At 72.2% G+C, this 25,600-nt stretch carries 23 protein-coding genes; 12 read left to right on the forward strand and 11 right to left on the reverse strand.

The window, feature by feature from the left end:
* Positions 1-90: 90 nt before the first annotated feature.
* On the reverse strand, positions 91-738 hold the full coding sequence (locus NQZ70_RS21145; RefSeq protein WP_165374080.1) for a hypothetical protein: 648 nt from the start codon (positions 736-738) through the stop codon (positions 91-93).
* Between the two features lie 71 nt (positions 739-809).
* Between NQZ70_RS21145 and NQZ70_RS21150 the strand changes: the two genes are divergently transcribed.
* Positions 810-1,058, forward strand: a complete 249-nt coding sequence (locus NQZ70_RS21150) for a hypothetical protein (RefSeq protein ID WP_165374081.1) — start codon at positions 810-812, stop codon at positions 1,056-1,058.
* A 393-nt stretch (positions 1,059-1,451) separates the two neighbouring features.
* Complete coding sequence (locus tag NQZ70_RS21155) at positions 1,452-1,808, forward strand: hypothetical protein (RefSeq protein ID WP_165374082.1); 357 nt, start codon at positions 1,452-1,454, stop codon at positions 1,806-1,808.
* On the opposite strand, the gene NQZ70_RS21160 is transcribed toward NQZ70_RS21155, so the two are convergent.
* Complete coding sequence (locus NQZ70_RS21160) at positions 1,756-2,478, reverse strand: hypothetical protein (RefSeq protein ID WP_129575823.1); 723 nt, start codon at positions 2,476-2,478, stop codon at positions 1,756-1,758. The two genes, NQZ70_RS21155 and NQZ70_RS21160, sit on opposite strands and share 53 nt — an antisense overlap.
* 275 nt (positions 2,479-2,753) lie before the next feature.
* Between NQZ70_RS21160 and NQZ70_RS21165 the strand changes: the two genes are divergently transcribed.
* From NQZ70_RS21165 to NQZ70_RS21180, 4 genes are all read left to right on the forward strand, one after another.
* Complete coding sequence (locus NQZ70_RS21165; protein ID WP_129575824.1) at positions 2,754-3,716, forward strand: SMP-30/gluconolactonase/LRE family protein; 963 nt, start codon at positions 2,754-2,756, stop codon at positions 3,714-3,716.
* A 254-nt stretch (positions 3,717-3,970) separates the two neighbouring features.
* Positions 3,971-4,273, forward strand: a complete 303-nt coding sequence (locus NQZ70_RS21170; protein WP_129575825.1) for a hypothetical protein — start codon at positions 3,971-3,973, stop codon at positions 4,271-4,273.
* Positions 4,270-5,571, forward strand: coding sequence for a YcaO-like family protein (locus tag NQZ70_RS21175; protein ID WP_129575826.1), 1,302 nt, complete (start codon positions 4,270-4,272; stop codon positions 5,569-5,571). The genes NQZ70_RS21170 and NQZ70_RS21175 overlap by 4 nt, the downstream gene beginning before the upstream one ends.
* Complete coding sequence (locus NQZ70_RS21180) at positions 5,568-6,989, forward strand: TfuA-like protein (RefSeq protein ID WP_129575827.1); 1,422 nt, start codon at positions 5,568-5,570, stop codon at positions 6,987-6,989. The genes NQZ70_RS21175 and NQZ70_RS21180 overlap by 4 nt, the downstream gene beginning before the upstream one ends.
* Here the strand turns inward: NQZ70_RS21180 and NQZ70_RS21185 are convergent.
* Positions 6,949-8,253, reverse strand: coding sequence for a S8 family serine peptidase (locus NQZ70_RS21185; RefSeq protein WP_165374083.1), 1,305 nt, complete (start codon positions 8,251-8,253; stop codon positions 6,949-6,951). The two genes, NQZ70_RS21180 and NQZ70_RS21185, sit on opposite strands and share 41 nt — an antisense overlap.
* A gap of 300 nt (positions 8,254-8,553) precedes the next feature.
* Here NQZ70_RS21185 and NQZ70_RS21190 point away from each other — a divergent pair, with 300 nt between their 5' ends.
* The gene (locus NQZ70_RS21190) at positions 8,554-9,537 is read left to right on the forward strand and encodes an asparaginase (RefSeq protein WP_129575829.1); all 984 of its coding nucleotides are present in this window, start codon (positions 8,554-8,556) and stop codon (positions 9,535-9,537) included.
* Here NQZ70_RS21190 and NQZ70_RS21195 read toward each other — a convergent pair.
* The 6 genes from NQZ70_RS21195 to NQZ70_RS21220 all read right to left on the reverse strand — a co-directional run bounded on the left by NQZ70_RS21195 (position 9,505) and on the right by NQZ70_RS21220 (position 15,954).
* Positions 9,505-11,106, reverse strand: a complete 1,602-nt coding sequence (locus tag NQZ70_RS21195) for an amidohydrolase family protein (RefSeq protein WP_237245480.1) — start codon at positions 11,104-11,106, stop codon at positions 9,505-9,507. The genes NQZ70_RS21190 and NQZ70_RS21195 overlap by 33 nt on opposite strands.
* A 277-nt stretch (positions 11,107-11,383) precedes the next feature.
* A complete protein-coding gene (locus NQZ70_RS21200; RefSeq protein WP_129575831.1) occupies positions 11,384-11,839 on the reverse strand; it encodes a nucleoside deaminase in 456 nt (151 codons plus the stop codon).
* Entirely contained in the window at positions 11,836-12,885 is a 1,050-nt protein-coding gene (locus tag NQZ70_RS21205) for an ABC transporter substrate-binding protein (RefSeq protein ID WP_165374084.1), read from the reverse strand. Before NQZ70_RS21205 ends, NQZ70_RS21200 begins: the two co-directional genes overlap by 4 nt.
* Positions 12,882-13,736, reverse strand: coding sequence for an ABC transporter ATP-binding protein (locus NQZ70_RS21210; protein ID WP_129575832.1), 855 nt, complete (start codon positions 13,734-13,736; stop codon positions 12,882-12,884). Before NQZ70_RS21210 ends, NQZ70_RS21205 begins: the two co-directional genes overlap by 4 nt.
* Positions 13,733-14,605, reverse strand: coding sequence for an ABC transporter permease (locus tag NQZ70_RS21215; protein WP_129575833.1), 873 nt, complete (start codon positions 14,603-14,605; stop codon positions 13,733-13,735). Before NQZ70_RS21215 ends, NQZ70_RS21210 begins: the two co-directional genes overlap by 4 nt.
* Before the next feature lie 350 nt (positions 14,606-14,955).
* Positions 14,956-15,954, reverse strand: a complete 999-nt coding sequence (locus tag NQZ70_RS21220) for a PAS domain-containing protein (RefSeq protein WP_129575834.1) — start codon at positions 15,952-15,954, stop codon at positions 14,956-14,958.
* A 510-nt stretch (positions 15,955-16,464) separates the two neighbouring features.
* On the opposite strand from NQZ70_RS21220, the gene NQZ70_RS21225 reads away from it, so the two are divergent.
* From NQZ70_RS21225 to NQZ70_RS21235, 3 genes are all read left to right on the forward strand, one after another.
* Positions 16,465-17,385, forward strand: coding sequence for an SMP-30/gluconolactonase/LRE family protein (locus NQZ70_RS21225; protein ID WP_129575835.1), 921 nt, complete (start codon positions 16,465-16,467; stop codon positions 17,383-17,385).
* 114 nt (positions 17,386-17,499) lie between these two features.
* Complete coding sequence (locus NQZ70_RS21230; RefSeq protein ID WP_129575836.1) at positions 17,500-18,510, forward strand: AraC family transcriptional regulator; 1,011 nt, start codon at positions 17,500-17,502, stop codon at positions 18,508-18,510.
* Between the two features lie 82 nt (positions 18,511-18,592).
* The gene (locus NQZ70_RS21235) at positions 18,593-20,560 is read left to right on the forward strand and encodes a serine hydrolase (RefSeq protein WP_129575837.1); all 1,968 of its coding nucleotides are present in this window, start codon (positions 18,593-18,595) and stop codon (positions 20,558-20,560) included.
* Between the two features lie 61 nt (positions 20,561-20,621).
* Here the strand turns inward: NQZ70_RS21235 and NQZ70_RS21240 are convergent, their stop codons facing one another.
* Positions 20,622-21,752 carry a pirin family protein gene (locus NQZ70_RS21240; protein WP_237245481.1) on the reverse strand — a complete coding sequence of 377 codons (1,131 nt, stop codon included), beginning with the start codon at positions 21,750-21,752 and terminating at the stop codon, positions 20,622-20,624.
* A gap of 157 nt (positions 21,753-21,909) precedes the next feature.
* Here NQZ70_RS21240 and NQZ70_RS21245 point away from each other — a divergent pair, with 157 nt between their 5' ends.
* Positions 21,910-23,127: an MFS transporter gene (locus NQZ70_RS21245; RefSeq protein ID WP_129575838.1), complete on the forward strand. Its 1,218-nt coding sequence runs from the start codon at positions 21,910-21,912 to the stop codon at positions 23,125-23,127.
* 52 nt (positions 23,128-23,179) lie between these two features.
* Here the strand turns inward: NQZ70_RS21245 and NQZ70_RS21250 are convergent, their stop codons facing one another.
* Positions 23,180-23,533, reverse strand: a complete 354-nt coding sequence (locus tag NQZ70_RS21250) for a hypothetical protein (protein ID WP_129575839.1) — start codon at positions 23,531-23,533, stop codon at positions 23,180-23,182.
* A 157-nt stretch (positions 23,534-23,690) separates the two neighbouring features.
* Between NQZ70_RS21250 and NQZ70_RS21255 the strand changes: the two genes are divergently transcribed.
* Positions 23,691-25,529, forward strand: a complete 1,839-nt coding sequence (locus NQZ70_RS21255; protein WP_129575840.1) for a sigma 54-interacting transcriptional regulator — start codon at positions 23,691-23,693, stop codon at positions 25,527-25,529.
* The last annotated feature ends 71 nt before the right edge of the window (positions 25,530-25,600 follow it).

The raw sequence follows: 25,600 nt of genomic DNA on the forward strand, positions 1-25,600 counted from the left end.
AACCGCCAAGGAGCCAAGGACGCCAAAATTTTGTTCTCTGCTTGGCGTTCTTGGCGGTTCATTTCTCGGTCGACCAACGTGATCGTTGTTCTAGAGGGGCCCCTCCACCGCGCAGAACCCGTTGATGCAGCGGTTGGTCGGATCGCAGCAGTCGGCGGCCGTCTCGCACCGCTCCTGAGGTTGCGAGCACTGCCCGTCCGGCGGGGCGTTCGAGCAGATGAGCTCGCCGTCGGAGCCGGGCTGGCAGTACCCGCCGCAGCATTGATCGCCCGTATCGCACGGCGCGCCCTCGGACCGGCACGGATCGAGCACCCAGAACCCGCGCGCGTTGCCCGCGAGCAGCTCCTGCGCGGGCAGGTAGAACGCGGGGTGGCTCGGGTCGGTGCCGGGCGTCGCGTCCAGGTCGATGGCGGCGACCCAGAGCTTCTTGGTCGTGATGTTCTCGACAAGGTCCACGCCCCGGGGATCGCTGCAGAACGGCGGGATCGTCGCCGCGTTCCCGTACAGGCGGCGGCTGGTGAACACGACCCAGGCGTAGCCGCCCGACGCGACGGGGTTGACCGTCGGCTCGTAGTTCATGTTGATGTCGTCCTTGTGGCGGCTGTCGATGTCGCCCACCGGCGTCTCGTCTGCGGTGCAGGTCATCTGGACCGGCGCGCTCAGGCTGGGCAGGTAGGTCGAGCGCAGGCCGTCCCGTCCGTTCAAGCAGATCGAGGGGGACGGCCGTGCCCGATCCATCGATGCTCGCCCAGGCGAGATGGGCCTTGGCGCCCCGGCGCGTCCTCAGGTCGCCGAAGGTGTCGCCCTCGTTGCCCGGGTCGGTCTGGTGGTGGAACACGACCGACTTGCTGTCGGGGAGGAACGCCGGCCACCCCGGGCGCGTGCCCGCGGGCTCGCCGGTGTCGTCGACGATGACCTCCGGATCGGTGAAGGCGCCCGTCGTCGCGTCGAACTTCATCACGAAGAGCTTCCTGCGGGGGTCCGCGCCAGGGCCGGACATCGCGTTGAACACGACGCGCGTGCCGTCCGGCGAGAACGCCGGCGTCCCGAGCTCGTAGGCCACCTCGTCGAGCCCGGAGGTCGGGCGGCGCGTGGAGCTCGGCAGCGAGAGGAGCTCGCCGTCCTGGGTAAGCGCGATCGACCCGTCCGGAGAGATCGCGGCGAAGGGCGCCGCGGTCGAGAGGGCGTGCTCGGTGGCGCCCGCGGGGGTCAGATCGTAGGCCGCGCTCCGGCCGTAGGAGTCGAGCCCGTTCTGGACCAAGAGCCGCGATCCGTTGGCCGAGACGGAGTGACAGACCCGGCACTGGCTGCTGTCGCCGTTCCCCCCGGCGACGAGCCGGGGCGCGGTGTCTCCCGCCCGGATCGACAGCACGGCCCCGCCGAACCGGCCATTGCCGCCCACGGCCCCGTCGTAGTTCTCCGCCAGGCGGGTGCCGTACGAGTTGTAGTAGATGATCCCCGACAGCCGGGCCGGGGCGACGGTCCAGGGCTGCGAGATCGGCCCGTACGCCTGTCCCTCGCGCGCGACGGTGAGGCTCACGGTGAGCCGGTCCGGCGAGCCGTCGTGCGTCGGCCCGCCGGCGCTCTCGGTGGCCATGGCCCAGACGTCCTGGGGGATCGGGTGCCGGATGAACGGCCGGCCGGTGGTGGACAGGATCTCGGGCCGCCCGAACGTCCCTTTCCACGAGAACGAGCCGCTCGTGGTCCTGAGCTCGATCTTGATCGCGTCGGCGTCTCCGGGCGTCCATTGCCACATCAGGAGCGGCGCGAGCAGGCCTCGAGGCCATACCGTGCCGTCGTACGGGTAAAGAACTCGAGCCGCTCCGCCCCTCCGTCGCTGGCCGGGTGCTCCAGGGCGTCGAGGGTGGCCGTGCTCGTGACCGCCACACCGAGGCCCTCGCCGCCGACCCCGCCGACGCCGCCGCCGAGCGTGAGCTGCGTCGGATCCGTGGCCATCTGCTGCGCCTGGGCCGGAATGGCCGCGTCCGCGCCGTTCTGCGCGGCGGTCAGCTGGATCAAGACGTTGCGCTCCACCGTCTCGCCGTTCAAGCCGGCCCGCACGGTGACGAGGCCGCCCATGGTCCCCGTGGGGGTGAACGTCGCCGTGCTCGCGGGGCCCGCGCTGATGGCCCCGAGCTCGCCGCGGTCGACCGACCATCCCACGTTGATGGGCGCGTCCATCCGCATCGCCGTGTAGCTCACGGAAGGCGCTGTCTGCCCCGCCGCGACGGCGATCGTCTGGAGATCGCTCGGCTCGACCGTGAACCCGAGCGGGACGCTGCCTCCGACACCCGGGCCCGTGGGGTCGAAGTCGCCGCTCGAGCTGGAGCCGTCGCCTCCGCCCGTCGTGGCGCCCCCGCCTCCGCCAGATGCTGCGGACGTCTCGGTGCCTGGGCCTCGCGCCGAGCACGCGGCGAGGGCGACCCCGAGGCTGAGACCTACGACCAGCGTGCTACGCGATTGAAGACGACTTCTCATGTTGAGATCGAGCTTGCATGGACGTGACAACGGGGTTCAATGCGGATTCCGGTGGAACCCCCGTGTTCCAAGGATGAAACGTGCTCGCGACCTCGGCGTCGCGCCGAGGATTGCCCGCCGCGCTGGCCACGGAGGCCCTCGCCCTCGCGCGCCGCGCTCGTTCGACCTGGCTGGCGGGGTGACGCGCCGGCTCCCGAGACCCCCTCGCCGGGGCGGGGATGTTATGCTCGCCTGCGCTTAGCGCGCGGCGAGGCGCCGCGCCGGGAGGTCGATTCATGTCATCTGTGCGGGGTTTCACCCTCGATCCGGCCCGGATCGAGCACGTTGGGCAGGGGCTGGTCCGGCCGGAGTGCGTCATCGCCGAGGCGGACGGCACGCTCTGGACCTCGGATGCCCGCGGCATCGCGACGCGCATCGATCCCGACGGCAGGCAGGCGACCCTCGGCCCGGACGTGGGCGAGCCGAACGGCATGGCGATGGACCGGCAGGGCAACCTCATCGTCGCCGCCCTGTCCGGCGGCAAGGTCTACAAGCTCCACCGCGACGGCCGGTCCGAGGTCCTCCTCGACTCCATCGACGGCATGCCCCTCGGCGCCGTCAACTTCTGCTTCGTCGACTCGCGCGACCGCCTCTGGATCTCCGTCTTGACACGGCAGCTCCCGTGGTGGCTCGCCGTCGCGGGCAACATCCGCGACGGGTACATCGTGCTCGTCGACGAGAAGGGCCCGCGCATCGTGGCCGACAACCTCAGCATGACGAACGAGGTGCGCCTCGACGCCGACGAGAAGTTCCTTTACGCGGTCGAGACCATCCCCGGCCGCCTGCTCCGCTTCCCGGTGCGGGACGACGGCAGCCTCGGCGATCCCGAGCAGTTCGGCCCCGACAGCCTCGGCATCGGCGGGTACATGGACGGCTTCGCCTTCGACGCCGAGGGCAACATCTGGGTGGCGGCCGTCTGCCGCAACGGCCTCTCGGTGGTCTTCCCCGACGGCAGCCACCAGACCGTCTTCGAGGACCCGCGCCCTGCGGTCCTGGAGGCGATGATCCTGAAGCAGAAGAGCGGCACCATCGAGCCGGCCGATCTCGGCGCCTGCGCCGGAGACACCGTGCAGCTGCCCACCAGCATCACGTTCGGAGGGCCCGATCTCCGCACGTGCTACATGGGGTCGCTGGCGATGCCGCGGCTCCTCACGTTCCGCGCGCCCGTCGCGGGGCTGCCGCTCGCGCACCTGCGGTGATCCGCGCCGCGCTGCGCGCGCTCTCCCTCGACGGCATCGGCGTGGATCGGCGCGCTGGCCGCCCATGCGCCGCCGCCGGGCGGACCTGAAGGCCCACGTCTCCGCGAAACCGGGACGCTCGTCTCGGCACAGACACGACGCGCCCGGGACCTTTTCCGGGCCGAGCGGCTCGTGTAGCATCGGCATGCTCGTCATACGAGTCGGCGTGGGGATGCGACTGCGCCGGGCGTTTGCCCGAAGCAAGGAGATGGATGATGAGTTCGCACAAAGACGACGGCGGACGGACGGAAGAAGCGCTCGCGAGCGAGCCGAGGGGCGGAGAGGATGACAGCGTCATCATCGCCAGCGACGATGGCCGCCTCTTTCGGCTCACCAAGGAACGGTGGCAGGACCCGGACTTCGAGATCGTCGGACCGGCAAAGCGCTGGATCGAGGAGGGCTTTCTCAAGAAGGGGGTCGTCGCTGCGAACCTGCCGATGAACCCGATCGAGCCGTTCTTCGCGTGCTACCTGCTCAATACAGCCATGCTCAACAAGAAGAACCCCGAGAACAAATGACCGAGATCGGGGATCGGCGCCGCGCCGGATCCGAGCCGCGGCGCGCGTCCTCCGCCGAGGACGCGCGCCGCGATGGCCCTGTCACGAAGCAGTTCCGCTCGGGGACGCACCGCGCGGTTCCCCCCGCCGACACGGTGCGGCGGCTCTCGCCGATCTTCCCCGTGCTCGGGATCACCCGGGTAGCCAACGTGACCGGGCTCGACATCATCGGTATTCCGGTCGTGATGGTTTGCCGGCCGAACGCGCGCTCGCTCTCCGTGTCGCAGGGCAAGGGCCTGGACCTCGCCGCCGCGAAGGCGTCCGGTATCATGGAGGCCGCAGAGCTGTATCATGCCGAGCGGATCACCTCTCCGCTGAAGCTCGCCAGCTACAACGAGCTGCGCTTCTCTCACCCGCTGGCCGACGTCGATGGATTGCCCAGGCTCCGCGGAAGCACGTTCCACCCAGGCTCGTCGCTGCTCTGGATAGAGGCGCTCGACTGGCTCCGGAGCGAGCCGCTCTGGGTGCCGTTCGAGCTCGTGCACACCAATTACACGCTGCCGCTCCCCACCGGCAGCGGCGCCTTCCTGACGAGCTCGAACGGGCTCGCCTCCGGGAACCACGTGCTCGAGGCCGTGAGCCATGGAATCTGCGAGGTCGTCGAGCGCGACGCGGGCACGCTCTGGAGCCTGCTCGGCGACGAGGCGCGGCGCGCCACCCGCGTCGATCTCGGCACCGTCGACGACCCGGGCTGCCGCGCCTTGCTGGACCGCTGCGAGCGCGCTGCGATCGCGGTCGCCGTCTGGGAGGTCACCTCGGACGTCGGCATCCCGGCGTTCCGATGCATGATCGCCGAGCGCGCAGCGGGCGGCATGAGCTCCATCTATCCCGCGGCCGGGATGGGCTGCCACCCCGCGCGCCACGTGGCGCTGATGCGCGCGCTGACCGAGGCCGTCCAGAGTCGCATGACCATGATCACCGGCTCCCGCGACGACATGAGCCGCGCCGAGTACGTACGGCGCCTCGACCCGGAGCTCCACCGCCGCGTTCTGCGCGAGATCGGCGACGAGCGCTCGGGGCGTAGCTTTTACGACGCGCCGACCTGGGAGGGGGAGGCGTTCGAGGACGACGTCCGCTGGGAGCTCGACCGGCTCCGCGCTGCCGGGATCGAGCAGGTGGCGGTGGTCGATCTGACCAAGCCGGAGCTCGCGATTCCGGTCGTCCGTGTCGTGATTCCGGGGCTCGAAGGGATCGGCGGCATCCCCGGTTATGTCGCGGGCCCGCGTGCCCGCGCTCGCATGATGGAGCACGGGACATGAAGGTGTACGTGTTCACCGGGCCGACGCTCTCTGCCGAGGAGGCCCGCGCCGAGCTCGACGCGATTTACCTGCCCCCCGTGGCGCAGGGCGACCTCTACCGGGCCTCGCTCGAACGGCCAGTGGCGATCGGGATCATCGACGGCTACTTCGAGCGCGTACCTGCCGTCTGGCACAAGGAGATCCTCGCTGCGATGTCGCAGGGGATCCACGTCTTCGGGAGCGCCAGCATGGGCGCCCTGCGAGCCGCGGAGCTCGCCACCTTCGGGATGGAGGGCATCGGCGCCATCTACGAAGCCTTCGCCGCGAACGCGCTGGAGGACGACGATGAAGTGGCCGTGGCGCACGGCGCTGCCGAGGAGGGCTACCGCGCCCTGTCGGAGGCGATGGTCAACATCCGCAGCTCGCTCCAGGCCGCGGTCGCGGCCGGGGCGCTGACCGAGGCGGCGCGCGCCGCGCTCGCGCGGATCGCCAAGGGGCTCTTTTACGCCGAGCGGACCTGGCCGCATCTGCTCCAGCGAGGGCTCGCCGAGGGACTGCCGAAGGGGGAGGTCGACGCGCTCCTGGCCTTCTTGCCCGCGGGTCGGGTGAATCAGAAGCGCCTTGACGCGATCGCCATGCTGCGGGCGATGCGCGCGCGCCTCGAGGCAGGCGCCGAGCCCAAGCAGGTGCGCTACCACTTCCAGCACACGGAAGCCTGGGAGCAGGCGCGGCGCGCTGCCGGCCGACAGGCGCTCGGCTCGGCGGGGGCGCGTCCGGCCGACGGCGCCGGCGAGGAGGTCGCGCCTCACGACGCGCTCGTGGAGGAGCTTCTGGTCGCGGGGGTTTACGCCCGGGTACGGGGCGGCGCGATGACGCGTGCGCTCGCGCTGGAGATGGCCCGGCAGCACAACCTCCACGTCTCTCCGGAGGGCCTCCGCGACGCCGCCGAATCCCTGTGCGTGGAGCGAGGGCTGCGCGACGAGCACGAGCTCCGGCGGTGGGCCCGAGAGCAACGTGTGGACGATCTGGAGCGCTTCCTCCACGACGAGGCGCAGCGGCGGTGGGCCGAGGCGATGTTCGAGCCCGAAGCTGCGGAGGCCATCCCGGATACCCTGCGCGTCAGCGGCGAGCAGGCCGCGTTCGCCGCCCGCGCGCTGGACAAGCAGCGCGCGCTGGCCTCGAGCGGGACCATGCATCCCACCCTCGCCGATGTGGGGCTGGCCGAGGCGGACCTCTTTCGCTGGTACTTCGAGGAGCGCCTTGGCGGCGCCGTTCCTGCTGATCTTGCGCTGTACGCGCGCGCGGCCGGCTTCGATGACGTGGACGCGATGCGGCGCATCGTGCTCCGGGAGCTCCTCTATGTGCGCTGGGCCGGATCGGACGGGCGGGCGCCCGCGCCTAGCCGTCGCTCAGCCCGAAGTGGTCCCGGAGCGCCTTGAGCAGGCGCACGCCGTCCGGACGCCCTAGGCCGGTGCAAGCGTTCCAGCCGGGGGCGGCGTTGAATCCGTCCACGTCGGGGCGGATGATGTTGTTTCCCTCCGTGATCGGGCGCATCGCCTCGCGGACACCGGGCTTGTACAAGATCTCGTTCAGGTTCGCGACATTGAACCCGAGGCCCTGGTAGAGGCGCGCCGTGAGGCCTGCGAGGAGCTGCACGGCGGCGCTCGTGCCGAAGGACGTCGCGTTCACCTCGCCGAACCACAGCCATACCCCGGACTTCACCGCGGCGTTCGCGGAGATGTCCGGCACGCCGCGCTTCTCGCCGTTCACGCCGGTCTGCCAGTCAGGGCGCGGAAAGGCGTCGCTGAACCCGCCGCCGCTGGCCAGGTGCCGCCCGAGCGCGCGCTCGTTCCACACGATCTCCCCGGGATGCGGCCCGCTCGGCGCGAGCTCGATGGCGGTGCCACCGCAAGCCACGACCCATGCGCTGCTCGCAGGATAGCAGGGCTGAAGCCTCGTCTGTTCCGTCTCGAAGCCGCTCGGCGTGGACCCGTTGTCGCCGGACGCGAAGAGGACGGTGACGCCCTTCTCGACCGCGGTGCGGAGCGCCCGCTCGGTCTTCTCGATCCAGCCAACCATGTCACCCTCGGCGCCGCCCCAGCTGTTGCTGAGGATGGTGACACCGTCGTCGGCGGCCTGCAGGATCGCGTTGTAGATGCCTTTCAGGTCGGCTGGCGTGCGGTAGACTCGGATCTCTGCCCCGTTGGCGAGCGCCCCGAGGATCTCGACATCCATCAGGATCTCCATCGTGAAGAGCAGGTTCCAGCTGGGCTTGACGGCCTGAGCGGTCGTTCCAGGGCGGGGCCATCGAGGCCCTTCCCCGTCTGCGCGCCCCGCGGGCCGGGATGGCTGTTCGAGCCCCCACTGCAGGATGAAATCGCGGACGTCTTCCAGGGGAGATGGCTCGTTCTTTGCGCCGTCGACCTCGATGATCTCGATCTTGGGCACCTTCAATCCGAGTCGGGCGAAGTACGTGTCGAGCACCTCGACCGGCAGTCCTCCGCCAGGAAGGATGATGCCGACCTTCTGACCGGATCCGTCGAGCCCCGGCGGGAAATTGTACAGCCTCGCCAGGTCCAGCGCCGTGAACGGCGCCCCGCTGGCTCCCGGCGATCCGGCGACGGGAGCCGCTGCGCTTGCGTCCGTGCGCGCGCCGCGCTCGTCCGGAACAGGGCCGAGCTCTTTCTGGGTTGTGCGATCCATCGCTCTCCTTCTCGTCATGAGGCGCCTCTCAGACCCTCGATGGGAGGCTCTGCGGCGCCTGGGCCCGTCACGTGCCGCGGACGACCGCGTGCAGTGTGCCAGAGCTCGACGCCGATTGCAGCGCTGCAGGCAGGCCGGGCCGGCCGAGCGCGGAGCGGCGCAGGCCATGGAGAGGCAGGAGCAGGGCGAGCGACACCGCACCTCGCCGGCGCGGCGCCGCTCGCCCGCGGCGGCCCGGGGGCGCGCCGTAGTAAGGTGCTCCGGGCCGTTCGCCATCGCCCCTCGACCCGGAGCCACCCCATGCCTCGTGTCCACCTCGTCACCACCGGCGGCACCATCGCGAGCCGCGTCGATCCGCAGACGGGCGCCGCCGTGCCCGCCGTCCGCGCGGAGGAGCTCGTCGCCGGCGCGCCGGCGCTCGGGCGCGTCGCCGAGATCGCGGTCACCGAGCTCTGCCTCGAGAGCAGCTGGAACCTCGGCCCGGACAGGATCGCGGAGATCGCGCGCGCCGCGCGCGCCCTCCAGGCCGATCCCGACGTGACCGGCGTCGTCGTCACCCACGGGACGGACACGCTGGAGGAGACCGCGTTCGGGCTGGATCTGCTGCTCGACGGCGACACCCCGGTGGTGCTCACCGGCGCGATGCGCGACGCGAGCACGGCGGGCGCCGATGGCCCGCGCAACCTCGTCTCGGCCGCGCGGGTCGCGGTCGCGCCGGCGGCGCGGGGGCTCGGGGTGCTCGTCGCGATGAACGACGAGATCCACGCCGCCCGGTCGGTGATGAAGACCCATACGACCGCGCTCGGCACCTTCGCCTCGCCGGGCGCGGGGCCGCTCGGCGCGGTCGACGGCGAGGGCGTCCGCGTCTTCGCGCGCCCCGCGAGGACGCCGCGGCTCCCGCTCGCCTCGCCCGAGCCGCGGGTCTACCTCGTCAAGATGGCGTCGGGGATGGACGACCTCCTCCTGCGCGCGCTCCTCGACGCCCGGGTGCGCGGGGTCGTCATCGAGGGCTCGGGCGCGGGGAACGTCTGCGGGAGCTGGGAAGGGGCGATCGCGGCGCTGGTGCAGGCCGGCATCCCGGTGGTGCTGAGCTCGCGCTGCCCCGGCGGCCGGGTCACGCCGACGTACGGCGCGCCCGGCGGCGGGCGGCGGCTGCAGGGCCTCGGGGTGATCGCCGCGGGCGCGCTCTCGGGGCCCAAGGCGCGGCTCGCGCTGATGTTCGCGCTGGGAGCGGGCCTCGACGCGGCGGGGCTACGCGCTTATTTCGACCGGTTTGCCGGGTGAGCCCTCGCCCCGCGCGCCCGGCTGCGGGCCGCGCCGCTCGTCGCCCCGCGCGGCCGCCCTCTGCTTGAGCTTCTCCTCGACCCGCGTGCCCTTGAAGAAGCTCGCGTTGGCCTCGGTGTAGAGCTTGTACGGGTTCTCGAAGACGTACGCCTTGAAGTCCTCGGCGCTGATGACGCCCTCTTCCACGAGGCTCCAGCTCTCGGCGAGCGCCTCGGTGAGGTCGGGGACGTCCCAGTGGCCGACGTCCGAGGAGTAGATGGCGTTGATCTTCGCGCCGAGCGGGTTCGCCTTGTCGTTGAACGCGGCCGCGATGGTGCGATCGTCCGACTCGGACCCGAAGAAGAAGTTGTTCACCCAGCGATCGCGGATGTCCTCGATCTTCTCGATGCCCGCGGCCGCGAAGTCGTTGCGGTGCTCAGGCGGAGGCTGGCGCGCGTCGCTCGTGTACCCGACCCCGAGCGTGTCGGCGATCAGCTGCTCGCCCTCGATGGAGCGCCCCTTCACGAGATCCGCGCCGTAGCGCCGGAACAGCTCGGTGAGGAGCGCGCGGTCGGTCGCCGCCGGGTCGTAGTGCTTCAGGCCCTCGGGGCCGCGCTTCTGGAACCGATCGACGAGGTGGATGTAGACCCGCGCGCCCCAGTCCGCGCCGCCCTCGAGCATGCCGATGCGCAGCCCCGGGAAGCGGCGGGTGACGCCGCCGAAGAACAGCGCCTTGGCGAACGCCTCCGAGCCGTCGGCGAAGTGGCCGATGTGGTTGTTCATGTAGTTGCTGATCGACGAGCGCCCGGTCCAGCCCTGGCTGCCATAGTGGGTGAGCACGGGCACGCCGAGCTCGACCACCTTCGCCCAGAAAGGATCGTAGTCGTACTCGCTGTCGATGCCGTAGAAATCGATGTAGGTCGCGTACTTCGCGATCTCCGGGTGCTGGTCCGGCGGGTACTTCTCCGCGATCGCCTTGATCGGGCGGCGGACGCCGCCGGAGATGTTGATCGCCTTGAGGCCGAGCTTCTTGACGGCGAACTCCAGCTCTTCGATCCCCTCCTCGGGCGTGTTCAGCGGGATGCCGGCCACCGGGGTGAGGCGGTCGCTGTACTTGCGAAACAGATCGGCGTGGTAGTGGTTGATCGCGCGGGTCAGCGCCTGCCGCGCGCCCCGGTCCTTCACGGCGAGCGGCGCGAGGGTGTTGTTCGGGAACAGCACCGAGTAGTCGGAGCCCTGCTCCTCGAGCCGCTCGGCGAGCAGCGACGGGAGGTGGTACGTGGCTACGTCCAGCGTGTTGCGCGTCACCCGCGCCCACCACGGGGACCGGACCGTGCGGTGATGCTGCCGCTCCTCGGGCGTCTGGGTGTACCAGTCCTTGCCGCTGCTGTTCTCGGCGTTGCGGCGGCGGGAGCTCAGCGCCTTGCGCAGATCGTCGACGAGCTTGGCGCCCCCGTACGTGGCGACGAAATCCTCGAGCGCCGGCGAGTAATCGTTGGTGTGGATGTCCGTGTCGATGACGGGGTAATCGAGCTTTTCCTTGACCGCCACGGAGGGCGAGGCCTTGAGACGAGCGATACGGTCGGTCATGAAGACTCCCGAGAAGGAAAGGGGCGCGCCGAGGCCGCCGGTGAAGGGTCGATGGCCGTGCTGGCGCGCCGCTCGCTGCAACGCGCGTGCCCCGAGGCCGGCGTCGCGCGTTTGCCCTTATCGACCGTGGATCTCGGCGCCCCGCCGGCGCGCTCGCCCCGCGCGCTGCTCGGATCCGAGCAGCGGTTCAGCGCGTCTGCTTCCTCAGCAGCAGTCGTTCGTCAGCGGCGGTCTTCCTGCGCCCGGGCGCCGGCGGCGAGCCCGTCCGTCCCGCGCGCTACGCTCGGCCGAACAGCGCGAGGCACTCCGCGTCGCGGACGCCGCCCACGAGGTCGACGGGAGCACCGGAGTGCTCGTTCATCCACCGGGCCGGGACGGTGAGCTCGCGCTGCGCGCCGCCGGTCGCCGCCGTGACCTCCGCCATCGTGCAGCCGAAGACGACGCGGCTGATCCGGGCGAGCCAGGCCGCGGTGAAGCACATCGGGCACGGCTCCACGGTCGTGTAGAGGGTGTATCCCTGCAAGTCGGGCCCGACGGCCGCGCAGGCGCGGCGAACGGCGCCCACCTCGGCGTGGTACGTGAGGTCGCGCTGGCCGTTCACCTCGTCGGTCGCCTCGGCCACGATCGTGCCGTCCGGGGCGACCACCAGCGCGCCGAACGGCGGCTCGCCGGCGCGCTGCGCGCCGCGCGCGAGCTCCAGCGCCCGCCCCATGAGCTCCTCGTCGCGGGTCATCGGACGAACCTCGGGTCGAGCAGCGCCTCGGGCGCCGGCGCCTTCTTGACGAGCTTCGACTGGACCGTGAAGTCGACCACCGACTTCACCGAGGCGTAGGCGGGGCCAGCCTTGTCCGTCGCGCCGAAGAGCTGCTTGTTGTCGGCCAGGTCGTAGATCTTGTCGCCGCTCAGCATGCCCTTCACGTCCTCGGGCGAGGCGTTCAAGTACTTGCCGATGATGGGGTGGGCCTTGTCCGGCTCGCTGCGCAGCGCCTTGACGCCCTGATCGATGGCGCCGAGCAGGCGGGTGTAGGCGTCGCCCCCGGAGGCGAGCTTCGACCGCTGCACGGCCACCGAGTTCGTGATCGTGTCGGGCATGCTGGCGCTCGTGAAGATCACGTGGCCTCCGTTCTTGGTGGCCTTGGTGATCCACGGCTCCCAGGTGACCGCGGCGTCGACCTTCCCGGCGACGAACGCGGCGCCCGCATCGTCGGCGCTCATGCTCGTGATCTTCACGTCGCCGGGGCTGACACCGCTCTTCTCGAGGCCGAAGAGGAACAGCATGTGGTTGACCTCGCCGAGCGTGAGGGCGACCGTCTTGCCCTTGAGATCGGCCATGGTCGCGATGCCCTCCTTCGCCACCACGGCGTCCGCGCCGTTCGAGCTGTCGACCAGGGCGATGGCCACCACGTCCGACTCGCTGTTGCCGTGCAAGACCGCCAGGTTCTGCAGGGTGGTGAGGCCGACGTCGAGCTGGCCCGCGGCCAGCGCCGCGAGCGTGTCCCCGGGGTTCGAGAACGGCTTGAGCTCCACGGTCAGCCCGGCCTTCTTGAACAGCTCGAGCTCGTTCGCGAGGAAGACGCCCGAGTAGCCGATCCACAGGTCGTGACCGACGGTGAGCTTCACGGGCGCCGCGGCCGGCAGCGCGGCGGCCCCGGCGCGCGCGCTGGGCCCGGCGGCGGCGCCCGGGTCGCTCGGCGCCGCGTCCTTGTTCGAGCAGCCCACGGACAGGACGAGGCAGGCGAGCGCTGCCCCGAGCTCTTGCAAGACGGTCCTTCGTTTCATGGTCCCCCTTCTCCCGCGTCCGATTGCGTGTTGGTGAGCCCGAAGAGCAGGCGATCGCGCTGCGTCTCGAACCGATCGCGCCCGCGCAAGAGCGCCATGATCTCGCGCTTCTGGTGCAGGAACGCCTCGTCGAGCTTGAGCCCCGACGAGCGCGCGGCCCGCGCGAAGGTCACGTCGAGGGTGGCGAGGACGCGGCCCGGCCGCTCCGAGAAGACGACGACCCGATCGGACAGGAGCAGGGCCTCGTCCACGTCGTGCGTGACGAACAGCGTGGTGATGCGGTGGTGCTGGATGAGGTGGAGCACGAGCTCCTGCATCTGCTCGCGCGTCTGGGCGTCGAGCGCGCCGAACGGCTCGTCCATCAGCAGCACCTCGGGCTTGCCGACGAGCGCCCGCGCGAGGGCGGCGCGCTGCTGCATGCCGCCGCTCAGCTCCGCGGGGTAGCTGTCGCGGAAGTCCCAGAGCCCGACGAGGCGCAGCAGGCTCTCGACCCGCGCCGCCTCCCGGCGGGGATCGCCCCCGGCCGCGCGGCCGCGGTGGTGCGCGAGCGTCAGCGGAAAGCGGACGTTCTCGCGGACGCTGAGCCAGGGGAACAGCGTCTGCTGCTGGAACATGAGTCCAATCTCGGCGCCGGGGCCGAGCACGCGCTCGCCGTCGAGCGCGACGGCGCCGGAGGTCGCCGGCTCGAGGCCGGCGACGATGTGCAGGAGCGTCGATTTGCCGCACCCGGAGGGGCCCACCAGGCCGATGAACTCGCCCTCGCGGACGGCCATGTCGAACGGCGCGAGGGCGTCCGTCGCGCCGCGGCGGCCGGAGTACGTCTTGCTGACGCCGCGCAGCGACAGCTTCACGCCCCGGCTCCTCTCGTCCAGCGGAAGAGGCGGCGAGAGGCCGCGCGGAACACCCAGTCGAGCCCGAGGCCGAGGAGCCCCAGCACCAGGAGGTAAGCGTAGATGCTCGGCGTCTGGATGAAGCGATAGAAGCGCAGGATGCGGAAGCCGAGGCCCTCGGTCGCCGCCACGAGCTCCGCGACGACGACGTAGCTCCACGCCCAGCCGTTGCACATGCGCAGCGCGCTCCAGATCCCGGGGAGGGCGGCCGGGGTGAGGACGCGCCAGACGATCTCGCGCCGGTTCGCGCCGAGGCTCTGGCTGACGTGGAGCAGGTGCGCGGGGACCCGCCGCACCTCGTCCGCGGTCATGAGGAGCAGCTGAAAGAAGGTCCCCAGGAACACGAGGAGGACCTTCGCGCCCTCGCCGATGCCCGCCGCGATCATGACGAGCGGGATCAGCGCCGGGACCGGGACGTAGCGGAGAAATTCGGTGGGCGGCTCGAGCAGCGCGGCGATCGACCGGAACGCGCCGGCGAGCACGCCGAGGGGGACCGCGAGGAGCGCGGCGGCGGCGAACCCGGCCGTGACGCGCAGGAAGCTGTGCTGGACGTCGACCCAGAACTCCCTGGCGGCGAGCGCGTCGGCCGTGGCGCGCCCGATGCTCGCGAGGGTGGGGACGATGGCGGCGCTCGCCCCGCCGCGATCCGGGAGCCAGGCGTAGAGCGCGATCATCGAGAGGAAGCTCGCCGCCGCGAGCGCGAGGCGAGCCCGGCCCGGGAGCGCGCGGCCGAGCGCGAGCCAGCGGGGCGGCGCCTGTCCGCACTGGCGCGACGGCGCGCGCAGCTTCGGGTCGACAAGCATCCTCGTGAAGGCCTCCGTGCCCCCCATCGTGACGTTCTTTCGAGGCAGAGCGAGCCCAGACAGGAGGCGATTCGGCCCCGAAGACGAGCTCTGGTCCGCGCCTGTTCTCCAGGCGATCAACCGACCTTCCAAACGACCTTCGTAAGGACGATCCTGAAGCGATGTCACCAGCCCCGCGGCAGACCGTCAAGTGAGATCTGGCGCCCGGGGCGCGTCGCCGGCCGCGCGGCGATGGATTCTGCAGCGACGCGGGCGCGCGCCCCGGGTCGCGCACGCTGGGTGGAGGTGCGAGGAGAGGGGGTGAGCGTGGCGGCAGGCGCAGGCCGCAGGCCAAGGGGCGGCCGTGAGCGGGTGAGGGGCGCGGCGGGCCTCGCCGCCTACCGGAGCACCATCGGGTCGACGCGGGCGAGCGCCTTGCGCCGGGCCATCGCGTAGCGCACGCCGGCCCGGAGGTCCCTCAGGAGGACGAGCTCGTCGAGCGACTCGCCGGTGTTCACGAGCGAGCCGGCGGTGCGCGCGGACATGCCCACGAGGACGCACTGCGCGCCGAGCAGGTACACGGCCTGCACCGCGCGCAAGATGTGATTCGCGACGTCGCCGTCGATGAGCGGGACGCCGGTGAGATCGAGGATCACGAACTCGGCGTCATGGTGCTCCACGCCCTGCAGCATCGCTGTCATGAGCTTTCGGCAGCGCGCCCGGTCGAGGTGCCCGACGAGCGGCAGGACGAGGACGCCCTCGTCGATCGGCAGGACCGGCGTCGAGAGGGCGGCTATCGTCTCGAGCAGCCGCGACTGGCTGGCGAGGAGGTCGGACTCGATCTGCCGCAGCGCCTCCTCCGTCCGCTTTCGTGCGGTCATGTCGACCACGACCCCCACCATCCCGATCACGCGCCCGCTGTCGTCGCGGAAGGGGACGTTGTTCTCCAGCGTCCAGCCGTCGCTCCCGTCCTCGAGCTTCCACCGGAGCTCCACGTTCAGCCGCGGCACGCCGTCCGACATGATGATCTCGTCGTTCTCGCGGTAGCTCTGCGCGACCTCCGGGACGAAGATCTCCTCGTCGCGCCTCCCGACGATCTTGTCGGCCGAGAGGCGATAGTGCTCGGCGTAGGCCTTGTTCACGGCGAGGTAGCGGTGGTCCCGATCCTTGAAGAACACCATCGCCGGGATCGCGTCGAGCAGCGCGGCGTGGCCGGAGGCGTCCACCGAGAAGAACCTGGCCAGGAGCCCGTGCTGCTGCTCGGCAGGCCGCTGCTCGTGCGACCGCCGCGCCTCGGCCAGCTCCCCCTCCAGCTCTGCGACGCGCTTCCTCAGCGCGGCTACCTGCTCGTCCAGCGGCGTGTCGTTCGGCGTGTCGTTGTCGGGCTCGGACCGCATTCAGTGTACCACGTGCTGGCCGCCACATTTAGCGCATGATTGTCTGGAGCGCAACACTGGTCGAGCGAGGTCCCAGTGTCGCTCTCGTCGCGTCTGGGCGTTTGGCATCGTCGCGCATCGTCGCGTTGTGGCGTCGTCCTGGCGGGCAGGCGTGCTCTATCGATCTCGACCAAGACGTTCGTCGACCTCGTGGAGATCCGGCCCTCGCGCGGCGCCGGCCCTCGCGCGGCGCGATGTTCGAGCTGTACTCGGAGCGCGCCCATGGGGCCTGAGCCGGGGGTGATTACCGTGCTTGTCTCACGGAGCTCGGGAGCGCTGCTCAGACAAGGAGATGAGGCGCCAATGCGCCGAGGAGAGGACTCTTCATCTCGCGAGGCCGGGCAGCTCGGCGCCGCCGTGAGCGTTTCAGGCGCGCCAATGAGCGCCGCGGGCGCGCGCCGCGCGGCGACCGGGAGCACGGTAGGCGCACACCCGGCGCGTCGCCGGCCGTGTTCAACCGAGAGAGCCCTCATGACAACGCACCCGAAGCGCCTCGCCCCGGTCCTCATCGCCCTGTCCGCCGTCGTCCTCCAGGCGTGCGCCGAAGACGCGGAGCCGGCCGCGCCGGAGCGCCGCCGCGTCGGCGGCTTCACCACGCCCGAGTCCGTGCTTCACGACGAGGAGCGCGACGTGTACCTGGTCTCGAACATCGTCGGCTCGCCCGTCGACAAGGACGATCGAGGCTTCATCTCGCGCGTCTCTCCGGACGGCGAGGTCCTCGACCCGACGTGGATCGACGGCGCCTCGGAGGGCGTCACCCTGAGCGCCCCCAAGGGCATGGCCATCGCGGGCGGAAAGCTCTACGTGGCCGACATCGATGCGGTCCGCGTCTTCGACGCGGGCGACGGCGCGCCGATCCAGGACATCGAGGTGCCCGGCGCCGGCCTGCTCAACGACATCGCGGTCATGCCCGACGGCGCGATCGTGGTGTCCGACACCGGCGTGACGCTCGAGGGCGGCGCCATCACCGGCGTCGGCACGGACGCGCTCGTCGTGATCACGCCGGGCGGGCAGGTGTCGCGGATCGTCGCCGACCCCGCGCTGCCGCACCCGAACGGCGTCGCGTGCGCGGACGGCGAAATCTGGGTCGCCTACCTCGGCGCGGCGCGGGTCGACGTGTACGACGCCTCGGGCGAGAGGCGGCGCGAGCTCGCGCTGCCGGCGGGCTCGCTGGACGGCCTCGTGCGCCTCGACGACGGCCGGGTCCTCGTGTCGAGCTGGGACGCGAGCGCCATCTTCGCGATCGACCCGGCCGGGGGCGCGGCGCCGCGCGTCTCCACCCTCGCCGAGGGGCTCCCGAGCCCGGCCGACCTCGGCTGGGACCGATCGAGGAACCGCCTGCTGGTCCCGCTCTTCAACGATGACGAGGTCGTCCTGCTCGACGTCCGATGATCCGGCGGAAGAGCGCTTCGGCCCGCGTACCATCGCGGCTACGCTCTGCCGCCCCGGCCGGGGCGGCGGGCGTCCCGCGGCGAGCGAGCCACGGTCCAGGAATCAGGAGCGACGATGACGACCCAGCTCACCCGACTGCTCGAGCCCTCCGATCACGCCCAGGCCTGGAGCGCGCTCCGGGAGGCCCTGGCCCGCCTGGAGCGCGCGTCCGCGGCGGGCGGCGCGAACGGCGCCGGCCTGGCCCGGTGGATCGGCGTCTTCTCCCGCACGCGCGAGCGGGTCTCGATCCAGCGGCTCTCCCGGCCGCTCATCGTGCTCATCCTCGACGGCACGAAGCGGATCTTCCTCGACGGCCCGGACGGCAACGCGCGCCTCGTCGCCCGGGAAGGGCAGATCCTGCTCGTGCCGCAGGGCATCCCCCTCGAGCTCGTGAACGAGCCCGACCCGGAGCGCGGCGTCTACCGCGCGTTCACCGTCGAGCTCCTCGGCGAGGTCGACGCGCGGCTCCAGCGCCGCTACCCCACGCTCTGCGTCCAGCGGGGGCTCGGCGGCTTCGAGGCGGATCGGCCGCACCTCTTGCGCTCCGCGCTGCCGTCGATGCAGGCGATGATCCACCTCGTGAGCACCCTCCTCCTGCCCGGCGCGCACGCGCTGCTCCTCGAGCACCGGCTGGAGGACCTCGTCCTGACCCTGCTCTTGCAGCACCGGGAGCAGCTCGAGGCGGGGCGCGCCGCCGCGTCGACGCTGGCGCTCGATCCGACGCTCGCGGTCCGGACGCTGGTGCGCCGCGATCCGGCGCGCCCCTGGGCGGCCCAGGACGTGGCGCGCGCGCTCGGGGTGAGCAACGCGACGCTGCGCCGCCGGCTCGGCGCGAAGGGGGTCTCGTTCCGGGCCCTGCTGTGGAAGGAGCGCCTCGAGCTCGCCAAGACGCTCCTGCGCTCGGGGCGCCACGGCGTGCTGGAGGTCGCGACGGCCTGCGGCTACGACTCGGCGTCGCGCTTCGCCGAGCAGTTCCGGCGCTCCGAGGGCGTCAGCCCGTCGGAGTACCGCGCGCAGCACCGGGCCGGCGCGAACGATTGCTTGAGCGAGCCGCCCGAGCCGCCGCCCGCCGCCCGCGCCGGGTGACGGGCGCGCGCCCCGCCCCCGGTTCGCGCCCGCGGCGAGCGATGACCCCGGCCACCCGGTCCTGGTAGCCTCGCGCCTCGCCATGCGCCGCGCCGCCCTCCTGTCGCTGCTCCTCACGCTGACCCGCTGCGCCGCGGGCGAGCGGCCCGTCGCGCCCGCGGCCCCGGCGCCGCGGCCGGCTCCCCGCGCGGCGGCGCCGGCCGCGCCCGCGCCGCCTGCGCCGACCGACGCGCCGATCCTCGTCGCGGAGGAGCCGCCCGCGTGGGTCGACGACCCCGGGCGCCGGGCGAAGCTCCTCGCGATCGTGCCGCAGATCGAGGCCCACCTCGGCGCCGAGCTCGATCGGCAAAAGCTCCCGGGGTTCACCCTCGGTATCGTCGTCGACGGCGAGCTCGCGGTCTCCCGGGGCTTCGGCGCGATCGATCCGGCGACCGGGGCGGCGCCGGACGCCGATACCGTCTACCGCGTCGGCTCGATCACGAAGACCTTCACCGCGGCCGCGATCCTGAAGCTCCGGGACGAGGGCAAGCTCTCGCTGGACGACCCCGCGTCGCGCTACCTCCCGGAGCTCGCGGAGGTCGTCTATCCGACCGCCGACTCGCCGCGGATCACGCTGCGGCACCTGCTCACCCATGCTTCGGGGCTGCCGCGGCTCGGCCGGTTCGATTACTCGGATTCGACGCGCGAGGTCACCGCGGCAGAGGTCCGCGCCGCGGTGCCCGGCACCGCCCTGGAGTACGTCCCCGGGACGAAGGAGGTCTATTCGAACTTCGGGTTTTCCCTCCTCGGGCTCGTCGTCGAGCGCGTCTCCGGGCGCCGCTACCGCGATTACGTGAGCGAGACGATCCTCGCGCCGCTCGGCATGACGTCCTCGGTCTGGGACGAGGGCGCCGCCCCCCCGGGGCGCCTCGCGACAGGGCACGTGAAGAAGCACGGCAAGCTGAAGCCGGAGCCCCACTGGCGGTTCGGCGCGTCGGAGGCGGCCGGCGGGCTCTACGCGTCGGTGCGCGACATGGCACGTTACGCCGCCTTCCAGCTCTCGGCCTATCCGGCGCGCAGCGGCGCGGAGGCGGGCCCCCTCCGGCGGAGCTCGGTCCGCGAGGCCCATACCGCGGCGCGGCCCGCGCACCTCTCGGTCGAGGCGGCGGGCCCCGGGGGCCGCTACGCGGTCGACGCGAGGGCGAGCGCGATCGGGCTCGCCTGGCGCGCGCTCGAGAGCTGCGAGGACGAAGAGGTCGTCCTGCACAGCGGGGCGGTCGACGGATACTCCGCCTGGCTGGAGCTCTATCCGCGCGCCGGCGTGGGGCTCGTGCTGCTCTCGAGCCTCGTCGACACGGACCGGGAGGCGCTGCTCGGCGAGGTGCGCGCGGCGCTCCGGCGCGCCGGCGTCACCGCGCCGCGGAAGGAGCGCCCGAGCCCTCGCCTGGAGTCGGCCTTCCAGGCGTCCGTCGCCCTGTACGACCGCTTCGAGCGGGCGCGCTACGAAGAGCTATTTACTAAGGGCTTCGTCGAGCACGTCTCGCCTGGCGCCTTCGAGGAGATCGTCGAGCGGCTGCGGAAGGACCACGGCGCCTGCAAGCCCGGCGCGCTGATCTCCTCCAAGGGGGCGCGCGAGGCGCGGTTCGCGATGGCCTGCGAGCGGGGGCGCATGGCGGCCAAGCTCACCCTCGACGCCGAGACATCGAAGATCAGCGCCTTTCGTTTCAGCGCCGTCGCGCCGCCCACCGAGGCGATGAAGCGCAGCGCGGAGCAGGTCGTCGCGCTCGCCTCCGGGCAGAACAAGGCTCCCTTCCAGCAGGTGTTCTCGCGCGCCGTCGACGAGGGCGCCGTCCAGCGAGAGCTCTCCGAGCTGCGCGCGGGGCACGGGCGGTGCAAGCTCGGCGGATCGATCGAGTCCGACGGGGAGCACGAGCACTCGTTTCGCCTCGTGTGCGAGCGCGGCGGGAACATGGTGATGAAGCTCAAGCTCGATCCCGGCGCGCCCGGCCGCGTCCGCGAGGTCGAGCTCGAGGCGGCGCCGCAGGCGGGCAGGTGCCCGGAGCGCCCGTGAGGCGCGGCGTCCGCGGGCGCCTGGCTCCGCGCCGGCGCCTCCGCTCGCGGCCGGGCGACGGTCACCCGGCCTTGTCGACGCGTCCGTCGGGGTACCGCGCGAACCGGCCTTCCGCGCGCCCGTGGACCGGATCGTCGCTCGGCCACGGCCACCCGCCGAAGCCGGTCCGCCGGTAGTCGAGGAAGGCCTGCTGGACCTCGGCCATCGAGGTCATCACGAAGGGGCCGTGCTGCGCGACGGGCTCGCCGATGGGCCGGCCCTGGAGCAGCAGGATCTCCGCCTCGTCGGGGCCGTTCTCGAGGAGCGCGGCGGCGCCGTCGCGGAGCGTGATCCGCTGGCCCCCGGGGACGCGGCGGGCGCCGACGCCGAGCTCGGCGCCGCGGAAGAAGTAGAGGGCGCGGTTCGTCCCCGGCGAGGCGGCCGGCAGCGCGAACCGCGCGCCCGGCGCCATCTTGAGCGTCCAGATCGCGACGTCGGCGTCCGCGCGGGCCGCCCACGACCTCGGCGGCGGGGCCGGCGGGCGGAGCTCGCCGAAGCGGCCGGCGACCACGGTGATCTCGGTCGCCCTGCCGGCGGCGTCGCGCACGAGCTGCTTCGGGATCGTGTCGCCCCACATCATCACGAAATGCGGATCGGCGAGCTTGTCGGCGCGCGGGAGGTTGAGCCAGATCTGGAAGAGCTCGAGCGGGTTGGGCCCGCCCTCCTCGACGAGCGGGAACATCTCCGCGTGGACGATGCCGCTCCCCGCCGTGAGCCACTGGACGTCGCCGCGGCCGTAGCGCGCGGCCGCGCCGAGCGAGTCCGAATGATCGACGAGCCCGCGGCGCACGACCGTCACGGTCTCGAAGCCGCGGTGCGGGTGCTGCGGGAAGCCGGGGACCACCGCGCCGTGGTACATGCGCCAGCCGTCCTTGCCCGCGAAATCGCGGCCGATGGCGCGGCCCGCGAGCGAGGCGGCCGGCCCCATCCGCTCGTTGCCGGCCGGGTACGCGTCGTCGTGGTGGACGCAGAACAGGAAGGGGTCGAGCGTCTCCCAGGGGGTTCCGAGCGGCGCGACGCCGCGGACCACGTCCTCCGCGGCGAGCGCGGCTTCATCGGTGCGGCTGGGCGAGGGCTCGGTGCGGGCGCACGCGGCCGCGACGGGCGCGGCGGCGAGGGCGCCGAGGGCAGTGCGGCGATCCATGGCAGCCATCGTAAGGTGCCCCCCCGGAAGCGACAACGGTGCGCGCGCGCAACGCGGCGTTGCGTGGCCAGCAACCATCGAGCAACCATCGAGCCGCCCGCGCGCAACGTGCTCGGTCCGTATTCTCCTCGTCCGAGCACCTCGCCGAGGGTTACAGTCGATCCTCGTGTCCACACCTCGCTCCGAGCGGAGCATCATCTTCCTCGTCGCTGCGGTCCAGTTCATCAACATCCTCGACTTCGTGATGGTGATGCCGCTCGGGCCGGACTTCGCGGTCGCCCTCGGCATCCCGATGTCCGACATCGGCCTCATCGGCGGCAGCTACACGGCGTCGGCCGCGCTGTCGGGCCTCGCCGGCGCGTTCTTCCTCGATCGGTTCGACCGGCGCAGCGTGCTCGCGGTGGCGATGCTCGGCCTCGTCATCGGCACCGCGGCCGGCGGCTTCGCGACCGGGCTGCCGAGCCTCATGGCGGCGCGCGTGCTCGCCGGGGCGTTCGGCGGGCCCGCGACCTCGGTCGCGTTCTCCATCGTCGCGGACGTCATCCCGCCCGAGCGGCGCGGCAAGGCGATGGGCGTCGTGATGGGCTCGTTCTCGGTCGCCTCGGTGCTCGGCATCCCGGCCGGGCTGGAGCTCGCCCGGCGCGGCGGCTTCCCGCTGCCGTTCTTCGCCGTCGCGGCGCTCGGGCTGCTCGTCGCCGGGCTCGCGGTCTTCTTGCTGCCCTCGATGCGCGATCACCTCGCCGGCGAGCAGCCGTCGGGCGGCGCCCTGAGCGAGCTCCGCACCCTCCTTAACCGGCCGATCGTGATGCTTTCGTACGCGACGACGGCGACCGTGACCATGGCGTCGTTCCTCGTGATCCCCAACATCTCCGCCTACGTGCAGTACAACCTCGGGTACCCGCGCGAGCGGCTCGGGCTGCTCTACTTCGTGGGGGGCCTGGTCAGCTTCTTCTCGATGCGCGCCGTGGGGCCGCTCGTCGACCGCTTCGGCGCGTTCCAGACGGGCTCGGTGGGGGCGGCGGTGCTCGTGGGCGTCCTCTACGCCGGGTTCCTCTCGTACGTGCCGGGGCTGCCCGTGCTCGCCATCTTCATCGCCTTCATGCTCGGCATGACGTTCCGCAACGTCTCGCACAACACGCTGACGTCCAAGGTGCCGCGCCCGGCCGAGCGCGCGCGCTTCACCTCGATGCAGTCGGCCGTGCAGCACATGGCGTCCGCGATCGCGGCGTTCTGGTCGGCGAGGATGCTCCACGAGCTGCCCGACCGGCGCCTCGACGGCATGCCCGCCGTCGCCGCGCTCTCGATCGCCTTCACGCTCGCGCTCCCGCTCCTGTTCCTCGGGATCGAGCGGCGCGTCACCCTCGCCGCCGCCCAGCGCACGTAGCCGTGCCGCCGCGCCCGGCGGCGCCGCGAGAGCGGGGCTCGGGGCGCGGGCGTCAGCGGGCAGGGCTCGTCTGCGAGATGCGATAAGCGCCGACGGTCGCGGCGAGGGACGAGAGGATGAGGAGCGCGAGCGCCAGCGCGACGTTGTTGAGCGACTCGCCGAGGCCGACGATCCAGAGCCAGCGCGCGTCGGGCGGCACCGCGCCCATGAGGGTGAGCGATTTGATGGTGCCGCTGACGAACCCGAGGCCGCCGGACACGAGCGTGAGAATACCGAGGCTGATCTGGAGCGGCACGAACCGCCGCTCGGGCGAGACGGCATAACGGACGGACGCGGCGAGGAGCAGGAGACCGAAGACCAACGTCGGATACATCCCCCAGCCGCCCATGTGGAACGCTTCAACCATGACGAGCGCCTCCTTGACTAGCGCTCTTGACAGGCGCTGGCGCCGAAGGTTCCGGCGCGGGAGGGCGAATCCCTCGGAAACGTCCGGTTCACGCCATCGACGCTCGAGCCGTCGAGAGCGCTGTTGCCGGCGTTGACGAGGGAGGCTCGCGCCTTGCATGCGCGAGCGCTTCGAGTATAGCTTCGGGCTGATGAGCGGCCTCGCGAGCTCGCCGTTGACGACGCAGACCTTCGATCTGCGGCAGTCCCCGGACAGCCGTGGAATCTACTCCTACCTCCTCGTCATCGGCGCTTCCTCGTCGTACCGGCGCGCCCTGCCGGACGACGGCGTGCTCGTCGTGGGGCGCAGCGACGAGGCCGACGTGCGGCTCGACACCGCCGCGGTGTCCCGGCGGCACGCCGAGCTCGTCTTCTCCCGGGGCGAGATCCGGATCGCCGATCTCGGCAGCCACAATGGCACGCTCGTCAACGGCGAGCGCATCGAGGGCTCGCGCGCGCTCGGCTCCGGCGACGTCATCACCATGGGCGACACCACGCTGATCCTCCGGCGCGAGTCGCCGCCCCGGGGCAGCGCCCTCATCGAGATGGCCCGGCTGCGCCGGCGCGTCGAGGAGGAGGTCGAGCGCGCCGCCGACTCGGCGCGACCGTTCGGCCTGGCGGTGGTGTCCCTCGGGTCCGTGCAGATGCGCACGACGCTGGAGCAGCGGGCGCTCTCGGCGCTCCGGCTCGTGGACATCGTCGCCTGGGACGGCGCCTCTCACCTCGCCATCGGGTTCCCCGAGCTCGGCGGCGAGGCGGCGCGCGCCGCGGCGCTCCAGGTGCTCGAGGCGATCGCGCCGCTCTCCCCCGAGGCGCGCGCCGGGCTGGCCTGCTACCCGTTCGACGGCGGCGACACCGAGGCGCTCCTCGCGGGCGCGCGGACCGCCGCGTCGATCGCCGCCCCCGGGGCGATCGCCTCCGCCTCGGAGGCCGCCGTCCGGCACGTCATCGGCGGGCGCACCGTCGTGGTGGCCGACTCGGCCATGATCCGCCTGTTCGAGCTGATCCGGCGCCTCGCGGCGAGCGATCTGCCGGTGCTCGTCCTCGGCGAGACGGGGGCGGGCAAGGAGAACGCCGCCGCCGCCGTGCACCACTGGTCGGCGCGGGCCCAGAAGCCGATGATCACGCTCAACTGCGCCGCGCTCCCGGAGACGCTGGTGGAGAGCGAGCTCTTCGGCTACGAGAAGGGCGCGTTCTCCGAGGCGCGGGCGCCCAAGCCCGGCCTGCTGGAGCGGGCGCACGGCGGCACCGTCTTCCTCGACGAGATCGGCGAGCTGCCCCTCGGCGCGCAGGCCAAGCTGCTCCGCGCGCTCGAGGTGAAGCGGATCACGCGCCTCGGCGACGTGCGCGATCGCGAGGTGGACATCCGCATCGTCGCCGCCACGAACCGCGATCTCGAGGAGGAGGTCCGCGCCGGCCGCTTCCGTCAAGACCTGCTCTTCCGCCTGAGCGCCGCCGTCGTCGAGCTGCCCCCGCTCCGGCACCGGCGGCGTGAGCTGCCGATCCTGGCCCGCCTGTTCCTCGCCGAGGCGTGCGCCCGGGCCGGTCGGCCCGCGCTCGAGCTCTCGGAGGCCGCGCTCGCCGCGCTCTTCGCGCACCCGTTCCCCGGCAACGTGCGCGAGCTCAAGAACGCGATGGAGTACGCCGCCGCCACGGCGGACGGCCCGGTGATCGAGCCCTGGGGTCTGCCCGAGCGCATCGCCGGGCTCGAGCTCCCGCCGCGGCCCGCGGCGGACCCGTCGGCGCCGCCCGCGGCGGGGCCCTCCCGCTTCAAGCCCATCGCCGAGGAGCTCCGGGAGATCGAGTGCACGCGCATGCGCCAGGCGCTCGACGCCGCGGACGGGGTCCAGAAGCGGGCGGCGGCGCTCCTCGGGATGCCTGTCCGCACGTTCACCTTCAAGCTCAAGCAGTACGGCATCTCGGCGCGGGAGGGGAAAGAGGGAAAGCGGGGCGCGTGAGGGGCGGGCTCCGCTCGCCCGGAGGCTCTCTGGCCGCTTCGTCACGCGGGAGGGCGCCCCGGAAATATCAA

It is taken from the genome of Sorangium sp. So ce836 (assembly GCF_028553905.1).
Taxonomy (GTDB): domain Bacteria; phylum Myxococcota_A; class Polyangia; order Polyangiales; family Polyangiaceae; genus Sorangium; species Sorangium cellulosum_D.